This is a genomic window from Brevundimonas sp. Br13 (assembly GCF_055391505.1).
The window spans coordinates 2,886,678-2,908,449 of sequence record NZ_AP044008.1; the positions used below are offsets into that span (position 1 = coordinate 2,886,678).

Consider the following 21,772-nt stretch of genomic DNA (forward strand, 5'->3'; position numbering starts at 1 on the left):
CGGGTCCGCCGCATTGCGTCAGCGGCGGGCGCACAGCCCGATCCGCACCCGGTCCTCGGGTCAAGCCCGAGGATGACGGGGGTATGGGAGCGGGGCGGCCTCACAGCGTCTCCATGAACCGCACCGGCCGTCCGTGGGCCGCGCCGATCAGTTCGCCGTCCTGCATCACCACCCGCCCGCGCACGATCGTCGCCATCGGCCAGCCGGTCGCCTCGACCCCGTCGAAGGGGGTCCAGCCGCAGCGCGAGGCCTGCTGGTCGTGGGTGATTGTTCTCTTGGCCTTCAGATCGACGATGGTCAGATCGGCGTCATAGCTGACGGCCATCCGCCCCTTGTTGGCCGTGCCGAACACCCGCTGCGCCCCCGCCGAGGTCAGGTCGATGAACCGCTCAAGACTCAACCCTCCGTTGGCGACGTGCGTCAGCATCAGCGGCACCAGGGTCTGCACCCCCGGCATGCCGGACGGCGAGGCCGGATAGGGTTTGGCCTTCTCCTCCTTCGTATGCGGCGCATGGTCCGAGCCGATGACGTCCGCCACGCCCTGCTGCATGCCCCACAGCCACAGGGCGTCCACATGCTCCTGCGACCGGATCGGCGGATTCATCTGGGCATAGGCGCCCAGCCGCTCATAGGCTTCGGGCGCGGCCAGGGTCAGGTGTTGCGGCGTGATCTCGACGGTGGCGACATCCTTGTGGAAGCGCAGATACTCCATCTCGTCCTTGGTCGTGACGTGCAGCACATGGATGCGGGCGCCCGTCTCCTGGGCCAGGCCGACCAGACGGCGGGTCGAGCGGATGGCGCTTTCGGCGTCGCGCACCTCCGGATGGCTGGTCCAGTCGCCGGTGCGGGCCAGGCCCCGCCGTTCGACCAGCCGGTATTCGTCCTCGGAGTGGAAGGTGGCGCGGCGGCGCACGTTGGACAGGACCTTCCTGACCCCCTCGTCGTCGGCGATCAGCAGGTCGCCGGTCGAGGCGCCCATGAAGACCTTGACCCCGCAACAGCCGGGCAGCCGCTCCAGCTCGCCCAGATAGTCGGCGTTCTCATGCGTGCCGCCGACATAGAAGGCGTGGTCGGTCCACATCCGGTCCTTCGCCCGGGCCAGCTTGTCGGCCATGGTGTCCGGATCGGTGGTGTTGGGATTGGTGTTCGGCATTTCGAACACGGCGACGACCCCGCCCAGGGCAGCCGCCCGGCTGCCCGTCTCCAGGTCTTCCTTCCACTCCAGGCCGGGTTCGCGGAAATGAACCTGGGTGTCGATGACGCCGGGCAGGACGGTCAGGCCCGTCGCGTCGAAAGTCTCTCCGGCCGAGGCCTGGGACAGGTCGCCGATGAAGGCGATCTTGCCGTCGATCACCCCGACGTCGGCCATGCCCCGCCCCGCATGGTTGGCCACCTCGCCGCCGCGGACGATCAGGTCATAGGTCTGGGTCATGGGGCGGCGTCCTTCTATCCGATGCCGCGTTTCTACATTTCCGCTCATCCCCGCGAAAGCGGGGACCCAGTTCTTTCGCCAGGACTCGAATAGTGGGTTTGCTTGCTGCAAGTCCCTTCAGGCACTGATCGCCCAAAGCACTGGGTCCCCGCTTTCGCGGGGATGAGCGGAGTGTGGGGGCTTTTAGCCCCTCTCCTTCAACAGCCGCACCGCCGCCTTCAGCACCCGCTCCCACGGCAGGTCCATCATATGCTGGATGGCCTGGTTCAGCCGGGGGTCCAGGGTCTTGAACTCCGCAAACGATCGGGGCCCGCGCACCGTCACCCCCTTCCAGGGGCCGCGCCGCGTCTCGTCCGACGGGCCGAAGACCGCCACCACGGGCGCGCCCGCCGCCGTCGCCAGATGGGTCCAGATCGAATCCGCCCCGATATAGAGCCGCGCCTTGGACAGGGCCGCTACGGTCTGCAGCCGCGTCAGCTTTCCTTGCAGCTCGATCACCCGCGCGCGCGGCGCGGCATAGCGGATGGTGTGGGCCGCCTCCCGGTCGATCTCCTCGCCCACGATCATCAGACGCCCGCCCGCCAGGGGGCCGTCGTCGGCCAACAGCTTGGTCGCCACCTTGGCGTAGCGTTCGGCCGGCCAGCGCCGCCCCATCCACTCCACCCCCGGCCCGACCGCCAATATGGGGCCGTCGCCGCCGGTCGCGGGGATCAGGGCCTCGACCTGGGCCTGGGTGATGTCGGAGACATAGAGCCGGGGCGCCGGCGCCTCATGCGGCTCCAGCTTCAGCACGGCGGCGGCGGCCTCGACCGCATGCAGGCCCTCGGGATCGCGCCCCCGCACCGCCCGCTTCTGGCGCCTCAGCTTGCCCGACAGGGTCGAGCCGCGCATGTCCACGACCAGACCCCAGTGGGTCCCCCGCACCTGGTTCCAAAGGGCGATCCAGTCGAACCGCCCCTCGCGCTCCAGCACCAGCAGCCGTTCCAGCCGGGGGGTGTCGGCAAACAGGGGCGCGCTGGCGGCCGATCCCACCACGGTGAAGACGGCGTTGGGCAGGCTCTCCACCAGATAGGCGAGCACGCCCGAAGACAGGACGGCGTCCTCGGCGTCCGCCTCGGCGATATAGAGGATGGGAAAGCGCCCGATCATCCGTGCACCGTATAAGGGGATTCTCGCCGGGATTCAGCGCCAATCCCCAACTGCGGGTCTGCGCCTCGTCCAACGGTTTCCCCGCAGGCCGCAATGGTTTAGAGCCCGGCCATGGTTCAAACCCCCGATCCGGCCGCCGTCGCCGCCCTCGAACGCTTCAAGGCTCAACGGGTCACGGCCCTCTATCGGCTGGACCTGATCGACCAGGGCGCGGTCATCACCTATGAGGACGGCACGCCCGTGGACATGGCCTCTGAGAAGACGCGGCTTCAGGCCGTGGTCGCCGACATGGACCGCCGCATCGCCCGGCTGGAGCGGTCGGTCGGTTGAGCCTGCCCCTCCTGCCCGACCGAGCTTGCGGCGCCTGCGTCGAATGCTGTCGGGCCATTCCGCTGAACCTGCCCGAACTGGCCAAGCCCACCGGCGAGCTGTGCGCCTATTGCGTCGAGGCGACGGGCTGTTCGGTCCATGCCGTACGCCCCCAGACCTGCCGCATCTGGTTCTGCCTGTGGCGGGTCGTCGAACTGTCCGACGACTGGCGGCCGGACCGCAGCGGCGTCATCGTCCGCCCGGATGGGATCGAGGACGGGGTGATCACCCTGTACGTCCTGCGGCGCAGCGACTTCCTGGCCTCCGTCGACCTGTTCGCCACCATCGCCGGCTGGATCGCCGAGGGGGTGGAGGTGGCGCTCAGCGTCCCCGGCCCCGTTGGGACCTATCCCGCCCGCGCGGTCGTCACCGACTGGCTGCGCCCGGCCGTTGAGGAGGGCGATCCCGCCGACTTCCTGGATCGGCTGATGCGGTCGCTGGACCGGCTGGACCGGCATGATTTCCAGCCGGACGGGGTGGTCGCCCGCTACGCCGTGGTCTGACACCGCAGATTTTCCGTGCCGCCGCCTTATGCCCAGGCTCGGGCCTGCCTATCTAGGCGCCATGCCCGTCGTCCGCCTGTCCAGCCGCGCCCTGATCGCCGTCACCGGCCCCGAGGCGCGGCCCTTCCTGCACAATCTGCTGACCCAGGACATCGAGACCCTGTCCGAAGGCGAACTGCGGTTCGGCGCCCTGCTGTCCCCGCCCGGTCGGCTGCTGTTCGACCTGTTCATCCTGGGCCAGGCCGAGGGCGTCCTGCTGGACGTCGCCGCCGACCGCCGCGACGCCCTGATCCAGCGGCTGTCGATGTACAGGCTCCGCGCCAAGGTCCAGGTCGCCGCCGACGACCGCCCCGTCTTCGCCGCCTGGCCCGACGCTCCCACAGGCTTCATCCCCGACCCCCGCACGCCCCTGATGGGCGGCCGCCGCTATGGAGAAGCTGAAGCCGACGCGACCGAGGCCGACTATGACGCCCATCGCCTGTCGGTCGGCGTGCCCGACCCGACCGCCGACGCCCCCCAGGACAAGACCTATCCGATCGAGGCCGATTTCGACCTGCTGAACGGGATCGACTTCCACAAGGGCTGTTTCGTCGGCCAGGAGACCACCTCGCGGATGAAACGCCGGGGTTCGATCAAGAACCGGATGCTGGTCCTCGACTTCGACGGCCCCCCGCCCCCCTTCGGCGCCGAGGTGCTGAAGGGCGAGCTGCGCGCGGGCGAGGTGCTGTCCGGCAAAGGCGGCTCCGCCATGGCCCTGTTGCGCATCGACCGTCTCGACGGCGACCTAACCGTCGAGGGCCGGCCGGTGCGCTTGCGTCGGCCCGCCTGGATGGGTCAGGACGTCCTCCCCTCCTCCACCGACTGAGACCCTCCATGAAGATCGCCGATCAGATCGTCCTCGTCACCGGCGGCGCGCGCGGCGTCGGCGCCGCCGCCGTCCGCGCCTTCGCCCGCGAAGGCGCCCGCGTGGTGATCAACTGGCGCGCCAGCGGCGAGGCCGCCCAGGCCCTGGCGGCCGAGATCGGCGACCGCGCCGTCGCCCTTCAGGCCGACGTGGCCGACCGCGCCGCCGTCGACGCCCTGGTCGCCGCCGCTCAAGGCCATTTCGGCGCCCCGGTCACCACCGTCGTCAACAACGCCCTGGACTACAGTTTCAACGGCGACGCCCGCTCGCAGATGACCGACATCGGCTGGGACGAACTGGCGGCCCAGTTCTCGACCGTCGTGCGCGGCGCCCTGAACACCATCCAGGCGACGGCGCCGGGCATGGCCGCCGGCAAGTTCGGGCGGGTGATCAACATCGGCACCAACCTGTTCCAGAACCCGGTCGTGCCCTATCACGACTATACCGCCGCCAAGGCCGCACTCCTGTCCCTGACCCGCACGGCGGCCGGCGACCTGGGTCCGGACGGGATCACCGTCAACATGGTCTCCGGCGGCCTCTTGCGCACCACCGACGCCAGCGCCGCCACGCCGGACGCCGTCTTCGACCTGATCGCCGGCATGACCCCGCTGCGGTCGGTCACGACGCCGGAGGAATTCGCCGACGCCGCCCTGTTCTTCGCCTCCCCCTGGAGCCGCGCGGTGACGGGCCAGAACCTGGTGGTGGACGGGGGACTGGTGCGGGATTGATCTCACCAGACCTTCCCCCGCTTGCGGGGGAAGTGTCAGCTCGTCGAGCGGAGCGAGACGGCTGACGATGGGGGAAGTCTTCTTCTTCAAGTAAAACTTCCCTCTCCGTCGCTGGATCGCTTCGCGATCGACGCGACACCTCTCCCGCAAGCGGGAGAGGGTCTTGAACACCTCGAACAAACCGGCAACATCGCCGCATGACCGACTCACACACATCGGGCCGCTGCGGCTGGTGCGGGACCACCGACCCGCTCTACATCGCCTATCACGACACCGAATGGGGCGTGCCCGAACGCGACCCCCGCGCCCTGTGGGAGAAGCTGGTCCTCGACGGCTTCCAGGCCGGCCTCGCCTGGATCACCATCCTGCGAAAGCGCGAGGGCATCCGCGACGCCTTCGACGGCTTCGACCCCGAAATCGTCGCCCGCTATGACGAGGCCGACATCCAGCGCCTGCTGGGCGACCCCCGCATCATCCGCTCGCGCGCCAAGATCAAGGCCGCCATCCGCGGCGCCCAGATCTGGCTTGAGATGCGCGACAACGGAGAGGATTTCTCAGCGTGGCTCTGGTCCTTCGTCGGCGGCGAACCAATCCACACCCCCTTCGCCGACTATCGCCAAGCCCCGACCCAGACCGAACAGTCCGTCGCCATGGCCAAGGCCCTGAAGAAACGCGGCTTCAACTTCTGCGGCCCGGTGATCGTCTACGCCTTTATGCAGGCGGTCGGCATGGTCAATGATCACCAGACGACCTGCTTCCGTCACGCCCAGGTTCGTGCGATGGCGGCCCATGGCTAAAGCCCCCGCGAATCCGAAGGCCTTTCCCACGCTCGCGCTGGAGACCCTGCTGATCCAGCGCGTCAACGGCCCCGTCTGCGGCGTGGACGAGGCGGGGCGCGGGCCGTGGGCGGGGCCGGTGTCGGCGGCGGCGGTGATCCTGAACCCCGACGACCTGCCGCCGGGCATCGACGATTCCAAGGCCCTTACCGAAAAGCGCCGCGCCGCGCTGGAGCCCGAGATCAAGGCCCGCGCCGTCGCTTGGGGCGTCGGCTTCGCCTCGGTAGAGGAGATCGAGGCGCTGAACATCCTGCACGCCACCGGCCTGGCCATGTGCCGCGCCATCGAGGCCCTGTCGGTCCAGCCGATCGCCGCCCTGGTGGACGGAAACTATCGGTTCAAACTGCCGTGCGAGATCCAGACCGTGGTCGGCGGCGACGGCCTGTCCCTGTCCATCGCGGCGGCCTCGATCCTGGCCAAGACGGCGCGGGACCGGCTGATGATCGAACTGGACGCCGAGTATCCCGGCTACGGCTTCGCCGGCCACAAGGGCTATAACGCCCCCGTCCATCAGGCCGCGCTGAAGACCCTCGGCCCCTGCCCCGCCCATCGCCGCAGTTGGGGACCGATCAAGGCCTTGCTCGAAGAGGCCTGACCTCAGATGTGCATGAAGCCGCCCAGGAGGGCGCCCATCAGGGCGGCCACCGCAGCGCCGGCGATCATCATCATCCAGTGCGGCGGCGGGTTCAGGGCCGGTTCCGCCTCCGGTTCGACGGTCTCGACCGGCTCGGGCTCGCGGCGGCCGAACCGCTCGGCGTTGTGGGTATAGAGGCGCGACGTCATGCGATCCGCCGGAAAATCGGAAATGGGCTGATCCGTCACCCACGACTTGGGCTCGGCGGCCGGGCGCAAGCGATAGTCGTCTTCGCGAGCGGGCGTTCCAGTGTGTGTGACGGGCGGTTGCATGGACCCTCAACGGCGTCCGCCCGAGTCGGGTTCCCGCCCCGTCAGGCCGCCAGCGACAGATCCACCGGCCGGTCGGTGACCACGAACAGGTGTTCGACGTTCCTCAGCCGCCCCACCTGCCCCACCTTCTCCCCCTTGGGATTGTGGATGCCGATCCGGGCGCCGACGTAGCGGGGGTGGGCGATCTCCACGACCTGGACCCGTCCCCGCGCCGACAGCATCTCGACCAGATCCTGACGGCTCAGATAGCCCTCGTCATTAAAGCTGACGATCAGGTTCGGCGCCCGGACGCGCTCGATCACCGACTTCAGGGCCGGGCCGATGCCGGGGCGGCTGTTGAAGGCGCTCTTGCGCGTCTTCACATCCACCCGCTTGTTGGCGATCCCATAGGTCTCGGGCCGGTCCCACAGCACCAGGCTTTCCCAGCAGTGATAGTTGGCCAGATAGGAATGCTGGTTATAGGGCGGGTCCAGATAGACCAGGTCCGCCTCCACCTGGTCGGCCATCTCGACCGCATCACCTTGCGTCGCCCGGCACGGCGCCCCGACGCCCGGCAGGAGGTCGGGCAGACGCAGCTCCAGCGGCTTCAGGGCGCGCGGCGCCCACTGTTTCATATAGGCCATCTGCACCCCGGCGGTGCTGTCCACCCGATCCGCCGCCTCCATCAGACTGACCAGGACCACCGCCTTCAGCTCGGCCTCCAGCTCCATCGCCTCGATCCGGTCGCGCACCGCGTCGATCCGGGCGCCGTTGTCGGGATGGAAGTAGCGGGCGTCCCGGCAGAAGGTCTGGGTGAACCAGCCCGCCTCGGGTTTCACGGCCCGCAGTTCCGCCAGCACCGCCTCGGCCCGGTCGATCCAGACCTCTCGATCGGCCTGGACATAGGCGGTGGCAAGCACATGAGCGTAGGCGTTCAGATCATTCGACCAAACTTGAAACCCCTCACCTTTGAGGGCGTGTCCAACTCTCGAAGTGCCGGAAAAAAGGTCGCATACCCGGCCGCCATCCGGAAGGGCTTGATCAACCGCAGCGATTATGTGGTGCAGCAATGCACGCTTAGAGCCAATATACTTGATCATAACCCTTGACTCTCACAACCTCAGATAGCCAATCATGGTTAACAAGTATGGAGGGAGGGTTAATGCCGCCTCGTAAGATTCAACGCACTCGCATCCAGCAGGGCGACATTGCGGTTTTAGCGCTGGAGCTAGCTGCCCAACGCGCCAACGGAACAATATCGACGACGGCCTTGAAAAAGTTCCTGATCGACAAATTTAAACCCACAGAAGGTGATGCGATCCCAACCGCAAATGGATACACACCGCTGTTTGATCAAATAGTGGGCAACTTGGTAAGCAACCGCAAAACTCCCACCAGCATGTTTGCTAAGGGATATGCAATCTATACAGGAAACGGCATCCAAATCACACTGGCTGGTCGCGATTTCCTGAAGACGGTTCCTCGGTAAAGCGGCAAATTGTTCCTGTTATATCTCTTTACGAGCTGACGCATTAGCGGCGCGTCGGGAGCCGATATGCTTGATCATCCGCCAGCCGACTTATCAGGGCATGCTGGCGCTCCGGCTCCGTCGCCGCCGATCCGCACGACGGAGCGAAAATCAGACAGGACCGTCAAGGCCTTGGACGGATCGACCCGCCTTCGACGCCCCTGGGTCCGACGGCGTCCTATAGGACGTCTCAGGTCTTTGACATCCTTCGCCCCCATCCAGCGCCCGGCTCAATCGGACAGATCGGACACATCGGACACTGTTTTTTCGTGTCCGATCCCGCCGCCTTCGCCCCGGTCACCGGACTCAACGGACACATCGGACTGTTTTTTCCGTCCGACGGCGCCTGATCCTCAGCCCTTCTTGCGGCCCTTGGCCTTGGCCGGCGCATGGGCCAGGCGCAGCAGATTGGCCGCCCCCGGCGCGCCGAACGGCGTGCCGGCCAGGATCAGAATGCGCTGGCCCGGCTCGGCCAGCCCATAGCGGACCGCGCTGTCGACCGCATCGTCGGTCACGGCCTCCAGCGAGTCCGGCTGATCCCCCAGCCGCGGCTCCAGCCCCCAGACCAGGGCCAGCCGCCGCGCGGTATTCGGATTGGGGGTCAGGACCAGGATCGGCTTCAGCGGCCGCTCGCGCGCCATCCGCCGGGCCGTGCCGCCCAGGGTGGTGAAGACCACCAGACAGCCGGTCGAGGGGGCGCTGGCCGCCATGCCCGCCGCCGCCACCAGGGCGTCCACGTCATGTTCGTCCATGCCGGCGTGTTCGGCGCCCATCAGCTTGGGCCACATCGGATCGCGTTCGACCCGCTCGATGATCCGGCTCATGATGCCGACCGATTCGAGCGGATAGTCGCCCGACGCCGTCTCGGCCGACAGCATCAGGGCGTCGGCGCCTTCGTAAACGGCGTTGGCGACGTCGGTCGCCTCGGCGCGGGTCGGGGCCGGGGCGCTGGTCATGGATTCCAGCATCTGGGTGGCCACGATCACCGGCACCCCGCGATTGCGCGCCGCCCGCACGATCTGCTTTTGCGCCACCGGCACGTCCTCGGGGTCCAGCTCGACGCCCAGGTCGCCGCGCGCCACCATCACCCCGTCGCAATAGTCCAGAATGGCCTCCAGATCGGCTACGGCGGCGGGCTTTTCGATCTTGGCCAGGCAGGCCGCCTGGCCGTTCACGATCCGCTTCAGCTCGGCCATGTCCTCGGGCTTCTGGACGAAGCTCAGCGCCACCCAGTCCACCCCCTGGCGCAGGGCGAAGGCCAGGTCCTCGCGGTCCTTGGGCGTCAGGGCCGAGACCGGGATCACGGCCTCGGGCACGGCCACGCCCTTGCGGTCCGACAGTTTGGAGCCGCTTTCGACCGTGACATCGGCCCATTCGTCCGTGCGTTCGCCGACGCGCAGCCGCACCCGGCCATCGTCCAGCAGCAGCAGCATCCCCGGGCGCAGGGCCTTAAAGATTTCGGGGTGCGGCATCTGCACCCGGGTCTCGTCGCCCGGCGTCGGGTCCAGGTCGAACCGCATCTTGTGGCCCGGCTTGACCGCGATTTCGACGTCCTTGAACCGGCCCAGCCGCAGCTTGGGCCCTTGCAGATCGGCCAGAACCCCCAGCGGCCGTTGCAAGGCCATCTCGGCGCCCCGCACGGCCTTCAGGGCGGCGGCGTGGTCCTCGTGCGAGCCGTGGCTGAAGTTCAACCGAAAGACGTCCACCCCCGCCTGGGCCAGGGCCTTGACCGTGCCGGGCGCGCGGCTGGCGGGCCCCAGGGTCGCGACGATGCGGGCGCGGCGGGCTCTGTTCATGACGGCGTTTCCTGCTGGTTTCTGGGCCGCCCGGCGGCGCACGGCGGCGCCGATCCGGGACGATTTGCCCTCTTCTGCCTAGGAAACGTCAAGGGCGTAAGCCCGGCTTCCCTTCGGGAAACACGAGTTTACGGCCCCGAAACAGGAGTTTATCGCGCCGGCGTCGTCTCCGTCGCCGGGCAGTCGGCCACCGCGAACCCGTTCAGGTCGATGCAGCGGCCCTCGACCTTGGGCGTCGCCACCCCGATCACATGGGCCAGGGTCGGGGCGATGTCGATGGTGCGGATCGGCAGGAACCGCTCCTCGCCCGTCGCGCCGGGCCACCAGAACAGGATCGGCACCCGACGATCATATTCCCACGGCGTGCCGTGACCGGCCAGGGTCGAGCCGACCCGACCGCCCGCCGTGACGTTCTGGGCGAAGGCGAACTGGATGTCGGGCGAGCGCTCGGCCACGGTCGACAGGCGCATCCGCTCGCGCAAGCTCATCATCTCGGGCTGACGGCTGTCCGGCAGGGGCTCGGCCAGCAGCCGGTCGCGGGTCTCGGCGAAGGCCACGTCCGGCAGGGCGCGCAGCAGCTCGACCGCCGCCTCGGCCACCTGGGTCCGCAGCGGATCGGGCAGAGACCGGTGCTGGGCGTCGGCGACCATCAGGCCGCTGCCCCCGACCTGAAGCGGATCCGCGCTGAGGTTGAAACGCGCCTTCAGCGCGTCGTTCACCCCTTGGATCGCCGCCATGTCGGCGCGGCGGGCGTGGGGATAGCCGTGGTCGTGCAGCCGCTCGACGAAGTCGGACCCGCCGTGGTCGGCCGTCAGCACCACCAGGACCCCGCCCGGAACCTGGGCCAGCCGATCCAGGAAGACGTCCAGGGCCGCGTCCAGCCGCAGCATCTGCTCGCACATCTCCGGCCCCTGGGTGCCGTACATATGACCGATCCGGTCCGTGGCCGACAGGCTGACGCCCAACATGTCGGTCGTCGCCCCCTGCCCCAGCTTCTGGCTGTCCAGCAGATATTCGGCGGCCTCCAGCGTCGCCTCGTCCAGCAGGGGCGAGGTGTCGAATTTCAGGCCCGCCGGCGGCAGGGTCGAATGGAAGGTCTGGCCGCGAATGGTCCAGTCCCCGGCCAGGGCCCGGCACTGGTCATGGGCGTAGTCCCACGTCACCGGCGCCAGGCTCATCCCCCGGCGGAAGGCGCGGTTGTAATCCGCCACCGGCGCCAGCTTGGCCTCGGCCGTCTCGCCGGGCTCGACATAGGTGGTCAGGCCGAAGTCGCCGGTGAACCAAAAGGCCTGGCCCTGATGGCCCGCCAGATTGATCGCGCCCCGATCCTTGCCCGAGACGGCGACGACCTTGCTCTCAGGGCTCACGGCCTTCAGCCAGTCGCCCAGGGTCGTGGCGCGCAGCTGCTCAGGCCCCACCGGGCCGTTGTCGGTATCGTCCCGTCCGTGGGCCAGGTGGTTCTGCGGCGCGGCCAGGCAATAGACCTCCTTGCCCGTCTTGGCGTCGATCCAGTCGTTGGCGGGGATGCCGGTCTCGGACGGATGCAGGCCCGTCAGGATCGTCGAGTGGCCGGGGCAGGTCTCGGTCAGGCCGTGGGTCTGATAGCCGTTGATCGACACCAGTCCCTGGTCCGCCATCCGGCGCAGGCCGCCGGTGTAGCGGCTGCGATACTGGTCGAACAGATTGGCGCTGAACTGATCCACCACGATGGTCACGATCAGCTTGGGCGGCGTCAGGGCCGCGCGGGCGGTCTGCGGCGCCGCCGTTTGGGCGGTCTGGGCCAGGACCGGACCGGCCGCCCCCAGCGACAGGGCGGCCAGGGCCGCCAGCGTGATGCGCGACAGGGACATGGGCTTACTCCGAAACAGCGTGGCTCGGCTTCTTAAAGGCCGCCGATGGCGATGGCGTGACAGCGGATCAGTGGGCCGGTCGGGACCGCAGCCGTCCCAGCTGATGCACAGCGACGGCGATCACCCCGCCGACCATCACCCCGATAATGGCCGAGCCCAGCGCCGTCACCGCCCAGCTGATCACGCCGTGCAGCGGACCCGTCGCGGCGCCGACCGCATGGGCCAGATGCTCCAGCGGCTCGGCCGGCCAGTGCAGGCCCAGCGTATGGGTTCCGTGCACCAGAATGCCGCCGCCGACCCACAGCATGGCGGCGGTCCCGATGATCGACAGGGCGCTCATCACCACCGGCATGCCCTTGACCAGGCCGCGCCCCAGGACGCGAACCCCGCCGTTGGGGCGCTCGGCCAGATGCAGGCCGATGTCGTCCATCTTCACGATCAGGCCCACGACCCCATAGACGGCGACCGTCATGGCGACGCCGACCACCGCCAGAATGGCCGCCTGGGTCAGGATCGGCTGGGCCGCCACATCGGCCAGGGCGATGGCCATGATCTCGCCCGACAGGATCAGGTCGGTCCGCACGGCCCCGGCCACGGTCGCCTTCTCCAGCGACGCGGGATCGTCCTCGGCGGCGACCTCTTCGTCAGGACCATGGCCGCCGAAGACCTCCATCAGCTTCTCGGCGCCCTCGAAACACAGATAGGCCCCGCCGCACATCAGGATCGGGGTTATGGCCCAGGGGGCGAAGGCGCTCAGCAACAGCGCCGCAGGCAGGATCAGCAGCAGTTTGTTGCGAAACGACCCCAGGGCGATCTTGCCGATGATCGGCAGTTCGCGGCTGGGCGACAGGCCGGTGACATAGCGCGGCGTCACGGCCGCATCGTCCACCACCACCCCGGCGGCCTTGGTCGAGGCCTTGCCCGCCGCCGCCCCGACATCGTCGATCGAAGCCGCCGCCATCTTGGCGATGCCCGCCACGTCGTCGAGCAAGGCGATCAAACCGGAAGGCATGCGAGAATCCCCAAGTTGCGCCGCAATAGGCGGTCGCTCCCGGCCCTAGGGCGCGCCGCCGGATTTGTCGAGCGCATCCGCACGACGACGAAAGCCCCGCCGGCGAACCGGCGGGGCTTCCATTCGAACGCATTTCCGATGTCGGTTTTTTTTAGAACTTACGGCCAACCCCCACAGAAACGACCCACGGGTCCAGATCCACATCGCTCTTCAGAGCGCCGTCGTTGACGTCGGCGTCGATATTGACCCACACCTTCTTGACGTCGACGTTCAGGCTCCACGGTCCCTGGATGCCGATGTCGGCGCCCGCCTGCAGGGCGTAGCCGAAGTTGTCGTCCAGATCGACTTTGAAGCCGTTCTTGTCCTCGCCGCTGTAGAACAGCATGTAGTTGACGCCCGCGCCGACATAGGGGCTGAACCGGCCCTCGGTCAGCGGGCGATACTGAAGGGTGACGACCGGCGGCAGGACCCAGGTCTCATGAACGGCGACGTCGGTCGTTCCGCCCTGGGCGCGGATCTCATGCTTGGTCGTGCCCAGGATCGCCTCGACCGCCAGATGGTCGGTCAGGAAATAGGTGAAGCCCAGGGTCGGCATCACGCTGTCGCCCACATCGACGTGCAGGCCGGAGTCGGCGCCGGCGGCGGTCGTGATGGCGTTGTCGGCTTCGGAAAAGACGTCCGTCACGCGGCCGGTGATGACCCAGTCGCCCTTCTTGGGCGCTTCCCAGACGGCGGTCTGGGCCATGGCCGGCGCGGCGAAGGCGGCGGCGGCGACGGCTGAGAGGATCAGGGTTTTCAGTTTCATCTTGCTCATCCCCGACGCCCGCTGCCGCCTCATGCGACCTGTTCCGAGCGTCTTGAGAGGGATGTGCGCCCCCTGCAAAGGTTCGGCCTTGATCCAGCGCAAACCCATGCAGGGGTTGGACAATCTGTCCATTCAGACCACCCGGGCGTGCCGCTTCTCGATGTCGACGGCGGCGGGATCAAAGGCGGCGCAGACCGCCCGCACGAACGGACGCCCCAGGTCCGTGACCGTAACCACAGACCCGCTGACCTCGGCCAGCCCGTCCAGCTGGAACGGCAGCAGCCGGGGCCAGGCGGCGTCCACCTCGGCCAGAGCGCGCCCGTGTCGGCGCGCCAGATCCGCCACATCGACGGCGAAGTCGCACATCAGCCGTTCGATGATCTCGCCCACGAAGGCGTCGCGCGGATTTAGGGCCACGCCTCGTGCGACCGGCAGGTCTCCAGCCTCCACAGCAGCGCGCCAGTCTCGCTCCTGGGTGTGGTTCTGAACAAAGCCCAGCGGCGTGCGGCTGATCGACGACGCCCCCAGGCCGATCAGCACCGGCGCCTCGTCGGTCGTATAGCCCTGGAAGTTGCGACGCAGCCGGCCGGCCCGCGCGGCGGCGGCCATGGAATCGTGCGGCAAGGCGAAATGATCCAGTCCGATCGCCTGCCAGCCCTTCTGCACCAGATAGCGCGCCGCCGCCTGGCTCTGGGCGAAGCGCGCCTCGGCCCCAGGCAGATCGGCGTCCTTGATCAGCTTCTGATGCGGCTTCATCCACGGCACATGGGCGTAGCCGAACAGGGCGATCCGGTCCGGCCGCAGGGTCGCGACCTGGGCCACCGTATTGACGACGTTCTCGACCGCCTGAAGCGGCAGGCCGTACATCAGGTCGAGGTTCAGCGAGGTCACGCCCTGCGCCCGCAGCGCCTGGGCCGCCCAGCGGATGGTCTCGAAGGATTCCGGCCGGTTCACCGCCGCCTGAACCACGGGCGACAGATCCTGCACCCCCAGGCTGGCGCGGCTCAGGCCGATGCGGCCGGCGGCCTCGATCCAGTCCTGGGTCAGGACTTCGGGGTCCAGTTCGGCGGCGATCTCGAAACAGTCGCCCAGGTCGAACCGGGCGGCCAGGCCGGCGAACAGCCGCTCCAGCTCGTCCGGCGGCAGCATATTGGGCGTGCCGCCGCCCAGATGGATCGAGCCGACCCTCAGGCGTCGACCGTTCAGCCCGCCCATCCGGGCCAGGACCAGATCGGCCTCCTTCAGCAGCAGATCGACATAGCTGCTCATGGGGGCGACCCGGTTCATCGCCCGGGTGTTGCAGCCGCAGTACCAGCACAGCCGCTTGCAGAAGGGGATGTGCAGATACAGCGACACTGCGCGGTCGAGGGGCGCGGCCGACAGCCACGCCCCCCAATCGGCGGCCCCGACGGCGGGCGTGAACTGCGCCGCCGTCGGATAGGAGGTGTAGCGCGGCGCGTGGGCGTCGTAGCGGGCGATCAGCTCGCGCGTCGTCCGCACGTCGGCGCCGGCCGGGCTAGAGAGGGACATCGCCTTCTTTCGCCGCATCGACCGACAGGCCTTGATCGCCTTCGTCGAACAGGTGGAACTCGTGCCAAAGGCCGTTCAGCACGCCGAAACCGACCGCCAGCCCGACACCCAGGATCCAGGAAAAATACCACATGGCTTGATGCTCCTCGGGTTCAGTACAGGTCGGGGTTGGTCTTGAGTGCGGCGGTCGAGGTCCGGCCCCACAGCACCTTGTAGACCCAGCTGGTGTAGGCCAGCACGATGGGCAGGAAGACCAGGGTGCAGATCAGCATGATGAACAGGGTCACGTGGCTGGACGAGGCGTTCCAGACCGTCAGGCTGGACTGCGGGTCGATCGAGCTGGGCAGGATGAAGGGGAACATCGACAGGCCGACGGTCGAGATGATGCCGACGGTCGAGATCGACGACCCGCCGAAGGCCAGGGGCGCGGACCGCAGCCACATGCCCGACAGGCCGACCACCGCCCCGACGAAGCCGAGGGTGGGCGCGATCATCATCCACGGATAGACCTTGTAGTTGTCCAGCCAGGCGCCGGGCGCGGCCTCGACCGTGGTGCGCAGCGGGTTGGAGAAGCCCTGGATGTCCAGGTCCCCCACGATCCGATAGCCGACGTTGCCGAAGGCCATATACAGGCCGCCCGCCGCGAATAGGACCAGAGCCAGAAGGCCGGCGATGGTGCCGAACAGACGGGCGCGTTCCAGCACCGGTCCCTGTTCCGCCTTGACCGACAGCCAGGCCGCGCCGTGCAGCACCAGCATGGCCACCGACAGCAGGCCGGCGATCAGGCTGAACGGGGTGAAAAGGCCCAGCAGATTGCCGTCGTAGAAGGAGCGCAGGTCGCTATCCAGACGGAAGGGGGCGCCCAAGAGGACGTTGCCGACGGCGACGCCGAACACCAGGGCCGGCACGAAGCCGCCGATGAACAGGCACCAGTCCCAGAAGGACCGCCACTTGGGCGAGGGCCGCTTGGAGCGGTACTTGAACGACACCGGCCGCAGGATCAGGGCCGACAGGACCAGGAACATGGCCAGGTAGAAGCCCGAGAAGCTGACGGCGTAGACGAAGGGCCAGGCGGCGAAGATGGCGCCGCCGCCCAGGATGAACCACACCTGGTTGCCTTCCCAGGTGGCGCCGACGGTGTTGATCACCATCCGGCGCTCCTCGTCCGTCTTGGCGACGAAGGGCAGCAGGGCCCCGACCCCCAGGTCGAAACCGTCGGTCAGGGAGAAGCCGATCAGCAGCACGCCCAAGAGGGCCCACCAGATCAGGCGAAGGGTTGCGAAGTCGATTGGAAGATCCATGGTCGGATGTCCTCAGTCTGTCTGGTTCAGGCCACGGCCGGGGCGGCGACGGGGGTCGCGGGCGCCTCGGGGGCGGGGGCGCCGAAGGTTTCCTGCTCGTGGAAGGGCCCCTTCTTGATGGCGTAGAGGATCAGCCTGACCTCGACGACGGCCAGGGCGCCGTACAGGGCGGTGAAGCCGATGATGGTGCCCCACAGCTGGGGCACGGTCAGGGTCGAGGCGCCCAGGAAGGTCGGCAGCACGCCTTCGACTGCCCAGGGCTGACGCCCGAACTCGGCCAGGATCCAGCCGAACTCGATCGCGACCCACGGCAGCGGGATCATCAGCACCGCCAGACGCAGGAACCAGCGGGTGTCATGCTTGCGCACGGTGCACAGGAAGAAGGCCGTGGCGAAGAACAGGATCATGAACATCCCGATGCCGGCCATGATGCGGAAGCTCCAGAACAGGGCCGGCACGTTCGGCACCGTCTCCCAGGCCGTCTGTTTGATCAGCTCGGGCGAAGCCATGCGCGGATCGGCGACGTGGCGCTTCAGCAGCAGGCCGTAGCCCAGGTCGCGACGATGGGTCTCGAACACGCCGCGGGCGACGGGATCGGCCGGATTGGCCTTGACCTTCTCCAGGGCGTCATAGGCGATGACGCCGGATTCGATGCGGTCCTCAGCGGTGGCGACCAGTTCGAAGATGCCCTGGACCGGCTTGTCGATGGTGCGGGTGGCGATCAGACCCATGATCCACGGCACGTGGACGCCGTAGTGGGTCTCGCGGTCCTTCATGCTGGGGATGCCGATCAGGGTCAAACCGGCAGGCGCGGGCTCGGTGTGCCACATGGCTTCCAGGGCGGCGAGCTTCATCTTCTGGTTGTCGGTCAGGGCGTAGCCGGACTGGTCGCCCAGGACGACGACGGACAGAGAGGCCGCCAGGCCGAAGGCCGAGGCCACCGTCATCGACCGCTTGGCGAAGCCGACATGCTTGCCGCGCAGCAGATAGAAGGCCGAGACCCCCAGCACGAACACCGAGGCGCAGACATAGCCGGCGCTGACGGTGTGGACGAACTTGGCCTGGGCCACCGGGTTGAAGATCACGGCCATGAAGTCCGTCACCTCCATCCGCATCGAGTCCGGATTGAAGGCGGCGCCGACCGGGTTCTGCATCCAGCCGTTGGCGATCAGGATCCACACGGCCGACAGGTTCGTACCCAGCGCCACCATGAAGGTGACCAGCAGGTGGGCCGACGGCTTCAGCTTGTCCCAGCCGAAGAACATCAGACCGACGAAGGTGGCCTCCAGGAAGAAGGCCATCAAGCCCTCAATGGCCAGAGGCGCCCCGAAGATGTCGCCGACATAGTGGCTGTAATAGCTCCAGTTCATGCCGAACTGAAACTCCATGGTGATACCGGTGGCGACGCCCAGCACGAAGTTGATGCCGAACAGCGTGCCCCAGAAGCGCGTGATCGTCCGCCAGATCGGCCGACGGGTCATCACATAGATGGACTCCATGATGACCAGCATGAACGACAGCCCCAGGGTCAGGGGCACGAACAGGAAATGGTAAAGGGCTGTCAGCGCGAACTGCAGCCTGGATAGGTCGACGACCGCGAGGTCGATCATGGCTCTAGGCTCCTTGTAGCCGGCCCCGACGACCGACGTTCGTCCCGCCCTAGAACCAAGGCGGGGCGGTCGCCTTGATTTCGATCAAAGCCCCCTTGCCCTCGGGATCGTAGTGGACTGATCGTCCTTGGACATTTCGCCCAACGACGGTTTGTCCAATGGCTTTCGGCCCTGTCCCGAGGCTGGAGTGTTCGAATGACCTCTGCGCCGATTTCGGCCTCCTCTCCCGCCGCCCCTCCCGCCGTCTGGCTGAAACGGTCCGCCGCGCCCTGGCGGCGTCTGACCGCCCTGGCGGGTCTTCTGGCGGTGGCGGACGTGGTTCCGGCGGTCGGTTTCGCCGGCGGTCTGGCCATGACGGTGGCGACCTTCGGCGCCTCGCCCCTGGCCGCCCTGCCCTGGCTGCTGCTGGCGGTCGTCAGCCTGATCGCCCGCGGCCTGATCGGTCAGGCGGCGGTGGTGGTGGGCGCGCGCCTGGGTCGGTCGGTCAAGACCAGCGTGCGCGACCGGCTGCTGGCCGACCTTTTCGGCCGGGGCGCCCGGTCCGGCGACCGTTTGACCGCCGTGGTCGAAGGGGTCGGCGCGCTGGACGGCTATATGTCCCGCTTCACCCCCCTGAAGACGGCCGCCGGCCTTTCGCCCCTGTTGATCATCGCCGTCGCCGCCGTCGCCAGCCCCTTTTCCGCCGGCATACTCCTGTTCACCCTCCTGCCCTTCGTCTTCGGCATGATCCTGGCCGGAACCGCCGCCGCCGGTGAAAGCCGCCGTCAATTCCAGGCGCTGGAACGGCTGTCGGGCCTGTTCGTCGATCGGGTGCGCGCCCTGCCCGCAGTCCTGGCCTTTGACGCCCGCGCCCGCACCACCGTCGAAATCGCCCGCGCCTCCGACGAACTGGAGCGGCGCACCAATCGGGTCATGCGCATCGCCTTCCTGTCCTCCGGGGTACTGGAGTTCTTCTCGGCCCTGTCGGTCGCCCTGATCGCCGTCTATTGCGGCTTCAACCTGTTGAAGCTCCTGCCCTTCCCCGCGCCGGAGCAGTTGGACCTGCCGCGCGCCTTCTTCGTGCTGGCCCTGGCGCCCGAGGTCTATCAGCCCCTGCGTCGTCTCGCCGCCGCCTATCATGACCGCCAGGCGGCCGAGGCCGCCGTCCCCGCCCTGATCACGCCCGAGCCCGTCGCGCGCGACCGACATATCCTGCCGGAAGACGCCCCGGCGATCCGTTTCTCCAGCGTCTCTATCGCTTACGGCGACGCCGCCCCGGTGATTTCCGACTTCGACCTGGAGGTCCGGCCCGGCCAGATCGTCGCCCTGGTCGGCGCCAGCGGTTCGGGCAAGTCCAGCCTGCTGCACCTGTTCCTGGGTCTGTCGCCCCTGACCGCCGGAGAGGTCGAGGTGGGCGGCGCGCGCCTCAGTCAGGCGGGCGACTTCGCCGGTCAGATCGCCTGGGCCAGCCAGAACCCCGTCGTCGTGCCGGGCAGTCTGGGCGACAACATCCGCATCGCCGATCCGTCCGCCTGCCCCGGCCGGATCCTGGTCGCCGCCGGAGAGGCGGGCCTGTTCGGCGATCTGGACCGGCCCATCGACGAACGCGGCGGCGGCCTTTCGGGCGGCGAACGGCGCCGCCTGGGCCTGGCCCGCGCCATTCTGAAGCGCGCCCCCATCCTGCTGCTGGACGAGCCCACGGCCAATCTGGACCCCGCTGCGGAAGACGCCATGCTGGATCTGATCCGCCAGGCGACGCGCGGTCGCACGACCTTGATCGCCACCCATTCCGCCGCCGTCGCGGCCATGGCCGACCGCGTGGTGCGCCTGTGATGAACCGTCCCTCGTCCTCCCGCATAGGCGCCTTGATCGCCGCCCAGCGTCGCGCCCAGCGGCTGCGTCTCCGTATCGCCGCTGCGACCGGCGCGATCGTCGCCGTGGCGGCAACCTGTCTTCTAGGGCTGTCGGGCTGGTTCATCACCAGCGCCGCCCTCGCCGGGGTCGCCGGATCGGCGGCGGTCCAGGCCTTCAACTATATGGTGCCCAGCGCCACCATCCGTCTGCTGGCGATCCTGCGGACCGGCGCTCGCTATATCGAGCGGGTCTCCGGCCATGAGGCGGCGCTGAAGGCCCTGGCGCGGCTGCGTCCGCAACTGTTCGACGCCCTGGCTTCGGCTCCCCCCGCTCGCGCCCTGGCCCTGGCCTCGGGCGAGGCCTCGGCGCGGCTGGTCCAGGATGTGGACGCGGTTCAGACCCTGTTCGTGCGGCTGTCGGCGCCCTGGGCCCTGGGAGCCGGCGCCGCGTCCGCCGCCCTCCTCGCCGGCCTGGCCAGTCCATGGGCGGGCGCGCTCCTGCTGGCCTCAATGGCCCTCTGCGCAGCCGGCGCCCTGCTGATCGCACGACGTCTGGCCGCCCCCGCCGGGCGGGCGGTTCAGATCGCCGTTGGCCGACTGAAAGACCGGCTGGCCGCCCTGGAGGCCGTCTCCCCCGAATTGAAGGCCTATGGGCTGGACCGTTGGGCGGCGATCGAAGCAGCCGGGGCCGCCGCCGACCTGGACCAAGCCCAGGTCGCCCTGACCCAGGCCGGAGGCTGGATGGCCGCTTGGCAGGCTGCAGCGACGGGTTTGGCGGTCGCGACCGTGATCCCGGCCACCCTGGGCGCGCCCCTTGCCCTGACCGCCTTAGCCGCCCTGGCGGCGGTCATGGGCGTCGAATCGGTCGGCGGCCTGGTCGGCGCCCTGCAACAGAACGGCGCCGCCGAGGAAGCCGCTCGCCGCCTGGAGGCCCTGCCCTCGGCTCTTCACCCGAATCGGGCGCCGGTTTCGGTCGCCCCGACCCTGGTGCTCCAGGCCGACGGCGCGGCCCTTCATCCGCCGGCGCGCCTGGGCCTGATCGGCCCCTCCGGTGCCGGCAAGACCACGCTGATCGAACGCCTGATCGGCCTGCGGGACGCCCAGCCGGGCGAAGCTCGCCTGGGCGACATCGACGTCGCCGACCTGACCCCCGAGGACCGACGGCCGCTGTTCGCCTATGCCGCCCAGGACGTGCGGCTGATCGACGGCACCGTCCGCGAGAACCTGCTGCTGGCCGGCCCGGCCGACGACGACGCCCTGTGGCGCGCCCTGGACGACGCGGCCCTGGCCGAACGTCTGCGCGCCGACCCGGCGGGTCTGGACGCCCGCATCGGCCCCAACGGCGAACGGCTGTCCGGGGGCGAACGGCGTCGGCTGGGTCTGGCGCGCGCCTATCTGCGGCCCGCCGCCTGGCTGGTGTTGGACGAACCGACCGAGGGGCTGGACCCGGCGACCGAGGCCCAGGTGCTGAAGGCCCTGGATCGACGGCTGAAACAGGCCGGTCAGGGCCTGATCCTGGTCAGCCACCGCTCCGCCCCAACTCAGTTGTGCGACCGGACGATCCGGGTCGAGGGCGTGGGGGAAGACGGCCGGGTCGGCCTGGCGCCCGCCCGCCGGCTCACGCCCGCCTAGAGCATAATCGTTTCGGACGGAACCGCTTCGCGGTTCCGACAGAAGCGTGAATCATGCTCTCGCTTTAATC

The 21,772-nt window shown here is 68.6% G+C and carries 21 protein-coding genes; 9 read left to right on the forward strand and 12 right to left on the reverse strand.

Features of this window, described 5'->3' with window-relative positions:
• Positions 1–100: 100 nt before the first annotated feature.
• Positions 101–1,432 carry a dihydroorotase gene (locus ACZ5M6_RS14360; RefSeq protein ID WP_464158978.1) on the reverse strand — a complete coding sequence of 444 codons (1,332 nt, stop codon included), beginning with the start codon at positions 1,430–1,432 and terminating at the stop codon, positions 101–103.
• Positions 1,433–1,615: 183 nt separating this feature from the next.
• The gene (locus ACZ5M6_RS14365; RefSeq protein ID WP_333896948.1) at positions 1,616–2,581 is read right to left on the reverse strand and encodes a glycosyltransferase family 9 protein; all 966 of its coding nucleotides are present in this window, start codon (positions 2,579–2,581) and stop codon (positions 1,616–1,618) included.
• Positions 2,582–2,692: 111 nt separating this feature from the next.
• On the opposite strand from ACZ5M6_RS14365, the gene ACZ5M6_RS14370 reads away from it, so the two are divergent.
• The 6 genes from ACZ5M6_RS14370 (at position 2,693) to ACZ5M6_RS14395 (ending at position 6,516) form a co-directional block, all read left to right on the forward strand.
• Positions 2,693–2,911: a hypothetical protein gene (locus tag ACZ5M6_RS14370; RefSeq protein ID WP_054766288.1), complete on the forward strand. Its 219-nt coding sequence runs from the start codon at positions 2,693–2,695 to the stop codon at positions 2,909–2,911.
• On the forward strand, positions 2,908–3,453 hold the full coding sequence (locus tag ACZ5M6_RS14375) for a hypothetical protein (RefSeq protein WP_191554329.1): 546 nt from the start codon (positions 2,908–2,910) through the stop codon (positions 3,451–3,453). Before ACZ5M6_RS14370 ends, ACZ5M6_RS14375 begins: the two co-directional genes overlap by 4 nt.
• 61 nt (positions 3,454–3,514) lie before the next feature.
• Positions 3,515–4,318, forward strand: a complete 804-nt coding sequence (gene ygfZ, locus ACZ5M6_RS14380; RefSeq protein ID WP_464158979.1) for a CAF17-like 4Fe-4S cluster assembly/insertion protein YgfZ — start codon at positions 3,515–3,517, stop codon at positions 4,316–4,318.
• A gap of 8 nt (positions 4,319–4,326) precedes the next feature.
• Positions 4,327–5,085, forward strand: a complete 759-nt coding sequence (locus ACZ5M6_RS14385; protein ID WP_464158980.1) for a 3-oxoacyl-ACP reductase — start codon at positions 4,327–4,329, stop codon at positions 5,083–5,085.
• Between the two features lie 197 nt (positions 5,086–5,282).
• A complete protein-coding gene (locus tag ACZ5M6_RS14390) occupies positions 5,283–5,882 on the forward strand; it encodes a DNA-3-methyladenine glycosylase I (RefSeq protein WP_464158981.1) in 600 nt (199 codons plus the stop codon).
• A complete protein-coding gene (locus ACZ5M6_RS14395) occupies positions 5,875–6,516 on the forward strand; it encodes a ribonuclease HII (protein WP_228184528.1) in 642 nt (213 codons plus the stop codon). Before ACZ5M6_RS14390 ends, ACZ5M6_RS14395 begins: the two co-directional genes overlap by 8 nt.
• Positions 6,517–6,518: 2 nt before the next feature.
• On the opposite strand, the gene ACZ5M6_RS14400 is transcribed toward ACZ5M6_RS14395, so the two are convergent.
• Both ACZ5M6_RS14400 and ACZ5M6_RS14405 read right to left on the reverse strand, forming a co-directional pair.
• The gene (locus tag ACZ5M6_RS14400) at positions 6,519–6,827 is read right to left on the reverse strand and encodes a hypothetical protein (RefSeq protein WP_152950749.1); all 309 of its coding nucleotides are present in this window, start codon (positions 6,825–6,827) and stop codon (positions 6,519–6,521) included.
• A gap of 41 nt (positions 6,828–6,868) precedes the next feature.
• Positions 6,869–7,906, reverse strand: coding sequence for a DNA adenine methylase (locus ACZ5M6_RS14405; protein ID WP_464158982.1), 1,038 nt, complete (start codon positions 7,904–7,906; stop codon positions 6,869–6,871).
• Between the two features lie 62 nt (positions 7,907–7,968).
• Here ACZ5M6_RS14405 and ACZ5M6_RS14410 point away from each other — a divergent pair, with 62 nt between their 5' ends.
• Entirely contained in the window at positions 7,969–8,295 is a 327-nt protein-coding gene (locus ACZ5M6_RS14410; RefSeq protein WP_464158983.1) for a hypothetical protein, read from the forward strand.
• A gap of 392 nt (positions 8,296–8,687) precedes the next feature.
• On the opposite strand, the gene pyk is transcribed toward ACZ5M6_RS14410, so the two are convergent.
• The 8 genes from pyk to ACZ5M6_RS14450 all read right to left on the reverse strand — a co-directional run bounded on the left by pyk (position 8,688) and on the right by ACZ5M6_RS14450 (position 18,235).
• Positions 8,688–10,130, reverse strand: coding sequence for a pyruvate kinase (gene pyk / locus ACZ5M6_RS14415; protein ID WP_464158984.1), 1,443 nt, complete (start codon positions 10,128–10,130; stop codon positions 8,688–8,690).
• Positions 10,131–10,279: 149 nt separating this feature from the next.
• Complete coding sequence (locus ACZ5M6_RS14420; protein ID WP_464158985.1) at positions 10,280–11,980, reverse strand: alkaline phosphatase family protein; 1,701 nt, start codon at positions 11,978–11,980, stop codon at positions 10,280–10,282.
• A 67-nt stretch (positions 11,981–12,047) separates the two neighbouring features.
• Complete coding sequence (locus ACZ5M6_RS14425; RefSeq protein ID WP_201462947.1) at positions 12,048–12,992, reverse strand: DUF808 domain-containing protein; 945 nt, start codon at positions 12,990–12,992, stop codon at positions 12,048–12,050.
• A 151-nt stretch (positions 12,993–13,143) separates the two neighbouring features.
• Positions 13,144–13,806 (reverse strand): OmpW/AlkL family protein, encoded by a 663-nt coding sequence (locus tag ACZ5M6_RS14430; protein ID WP_152950753.1) that lies wholly within the window; start codon positions 13,804–13,806, stop codon positions 13,144–13,146.
• Between the two features lie 123 nt (positions 13,807–13,929).
• Positions 13,930–15,327, reverse strand: a complete 1,398-nt coding sequence (gene hemN / locus ACZ5M6_RS14435; protein ID WP_464158986.1) for an oxygen-independent coproporphyrinogen III oxidase — start codon at positions 15,325–15,327, stop codon at positions 13,930–13,932.
• Positions 15,314–15,460 (reverse strand): cytochrome bd-I oxidase subunit CydX, encoded by a 147-nt coding sequence (gene cydX, locus ACZ5M6_RS14440; protein ID WP_054766299.1) that lies wholly within the window; start codon positions 15,458–15,460, stop codon positions 15,314–15,316. Before cydX ends, hemN begins: the two co-directional genes overlap by 14 nt.
• A 19-nt stretch (positions 15,461–15,479) precedes the next feature.
• Positions 15,480–16,628: a cytochrome d ubiquinol oxidase subunit II gene (cydB, locus tag ACZ5M6_RS14445; protein ID WP_191554340.1), complete on the reverse strand. Its 1,149-nt coding sequence runs from the start codon at positions 16,626–16,628 to the stop codon at positions 15,480–15,482.
• Between the two features lie 26 nt (positions 16,629–16,654).
• A complete protein-coding gene (locus tag ACZ5M6_RS14450; RefSeq protein ID WP_152951159.1) occupies positions 16,655–18,235 on the reverse strand; it encodes a cytochrome ubiquinol oxidase subunit I in 1,581 nt (526 codons plus the stop codon).
• 198 nt (positions 18,236–18,433) lie between these two features.
• Between ACZ5M6_RS14450 and cydD the strand changes: the two genes are divergently transcribed.
• Both cydD and ACZ5M6_RS14460 read left to right on the forward strand, forming a co-directional pair.
• Positions 18,434–20,050 (forward strand): thiol reductant ABC exporter subunit CydD, encoded by a 1,617-nt coding sequence (cydD, locus tag ACZ5M6_RS14455; RefSeq protein WP_464158987.1) that lies wholly within the window; start codon positions 18,434–18,436, stop codon positions 20,048–20,050.
• Positions 20,050–21,702: an amino acid ABC transporter ATP-binding/permease protein gene (locus ACZ5M6_RS14460; RefSeq protein WP_464158988.1), complete on the forward strand. Its 1,653-nt coding sequence runs from the start codon at positions 20,050–20,052 to the stop codon at positions 21,700–21,702. The genes cydD and ACZ5M6_RS14460 overlap by 1 nt, the downstream gene beginning before the upstream one ends.
• Positions 21,703–21,772: the final 70 nt, after the last annotated feature.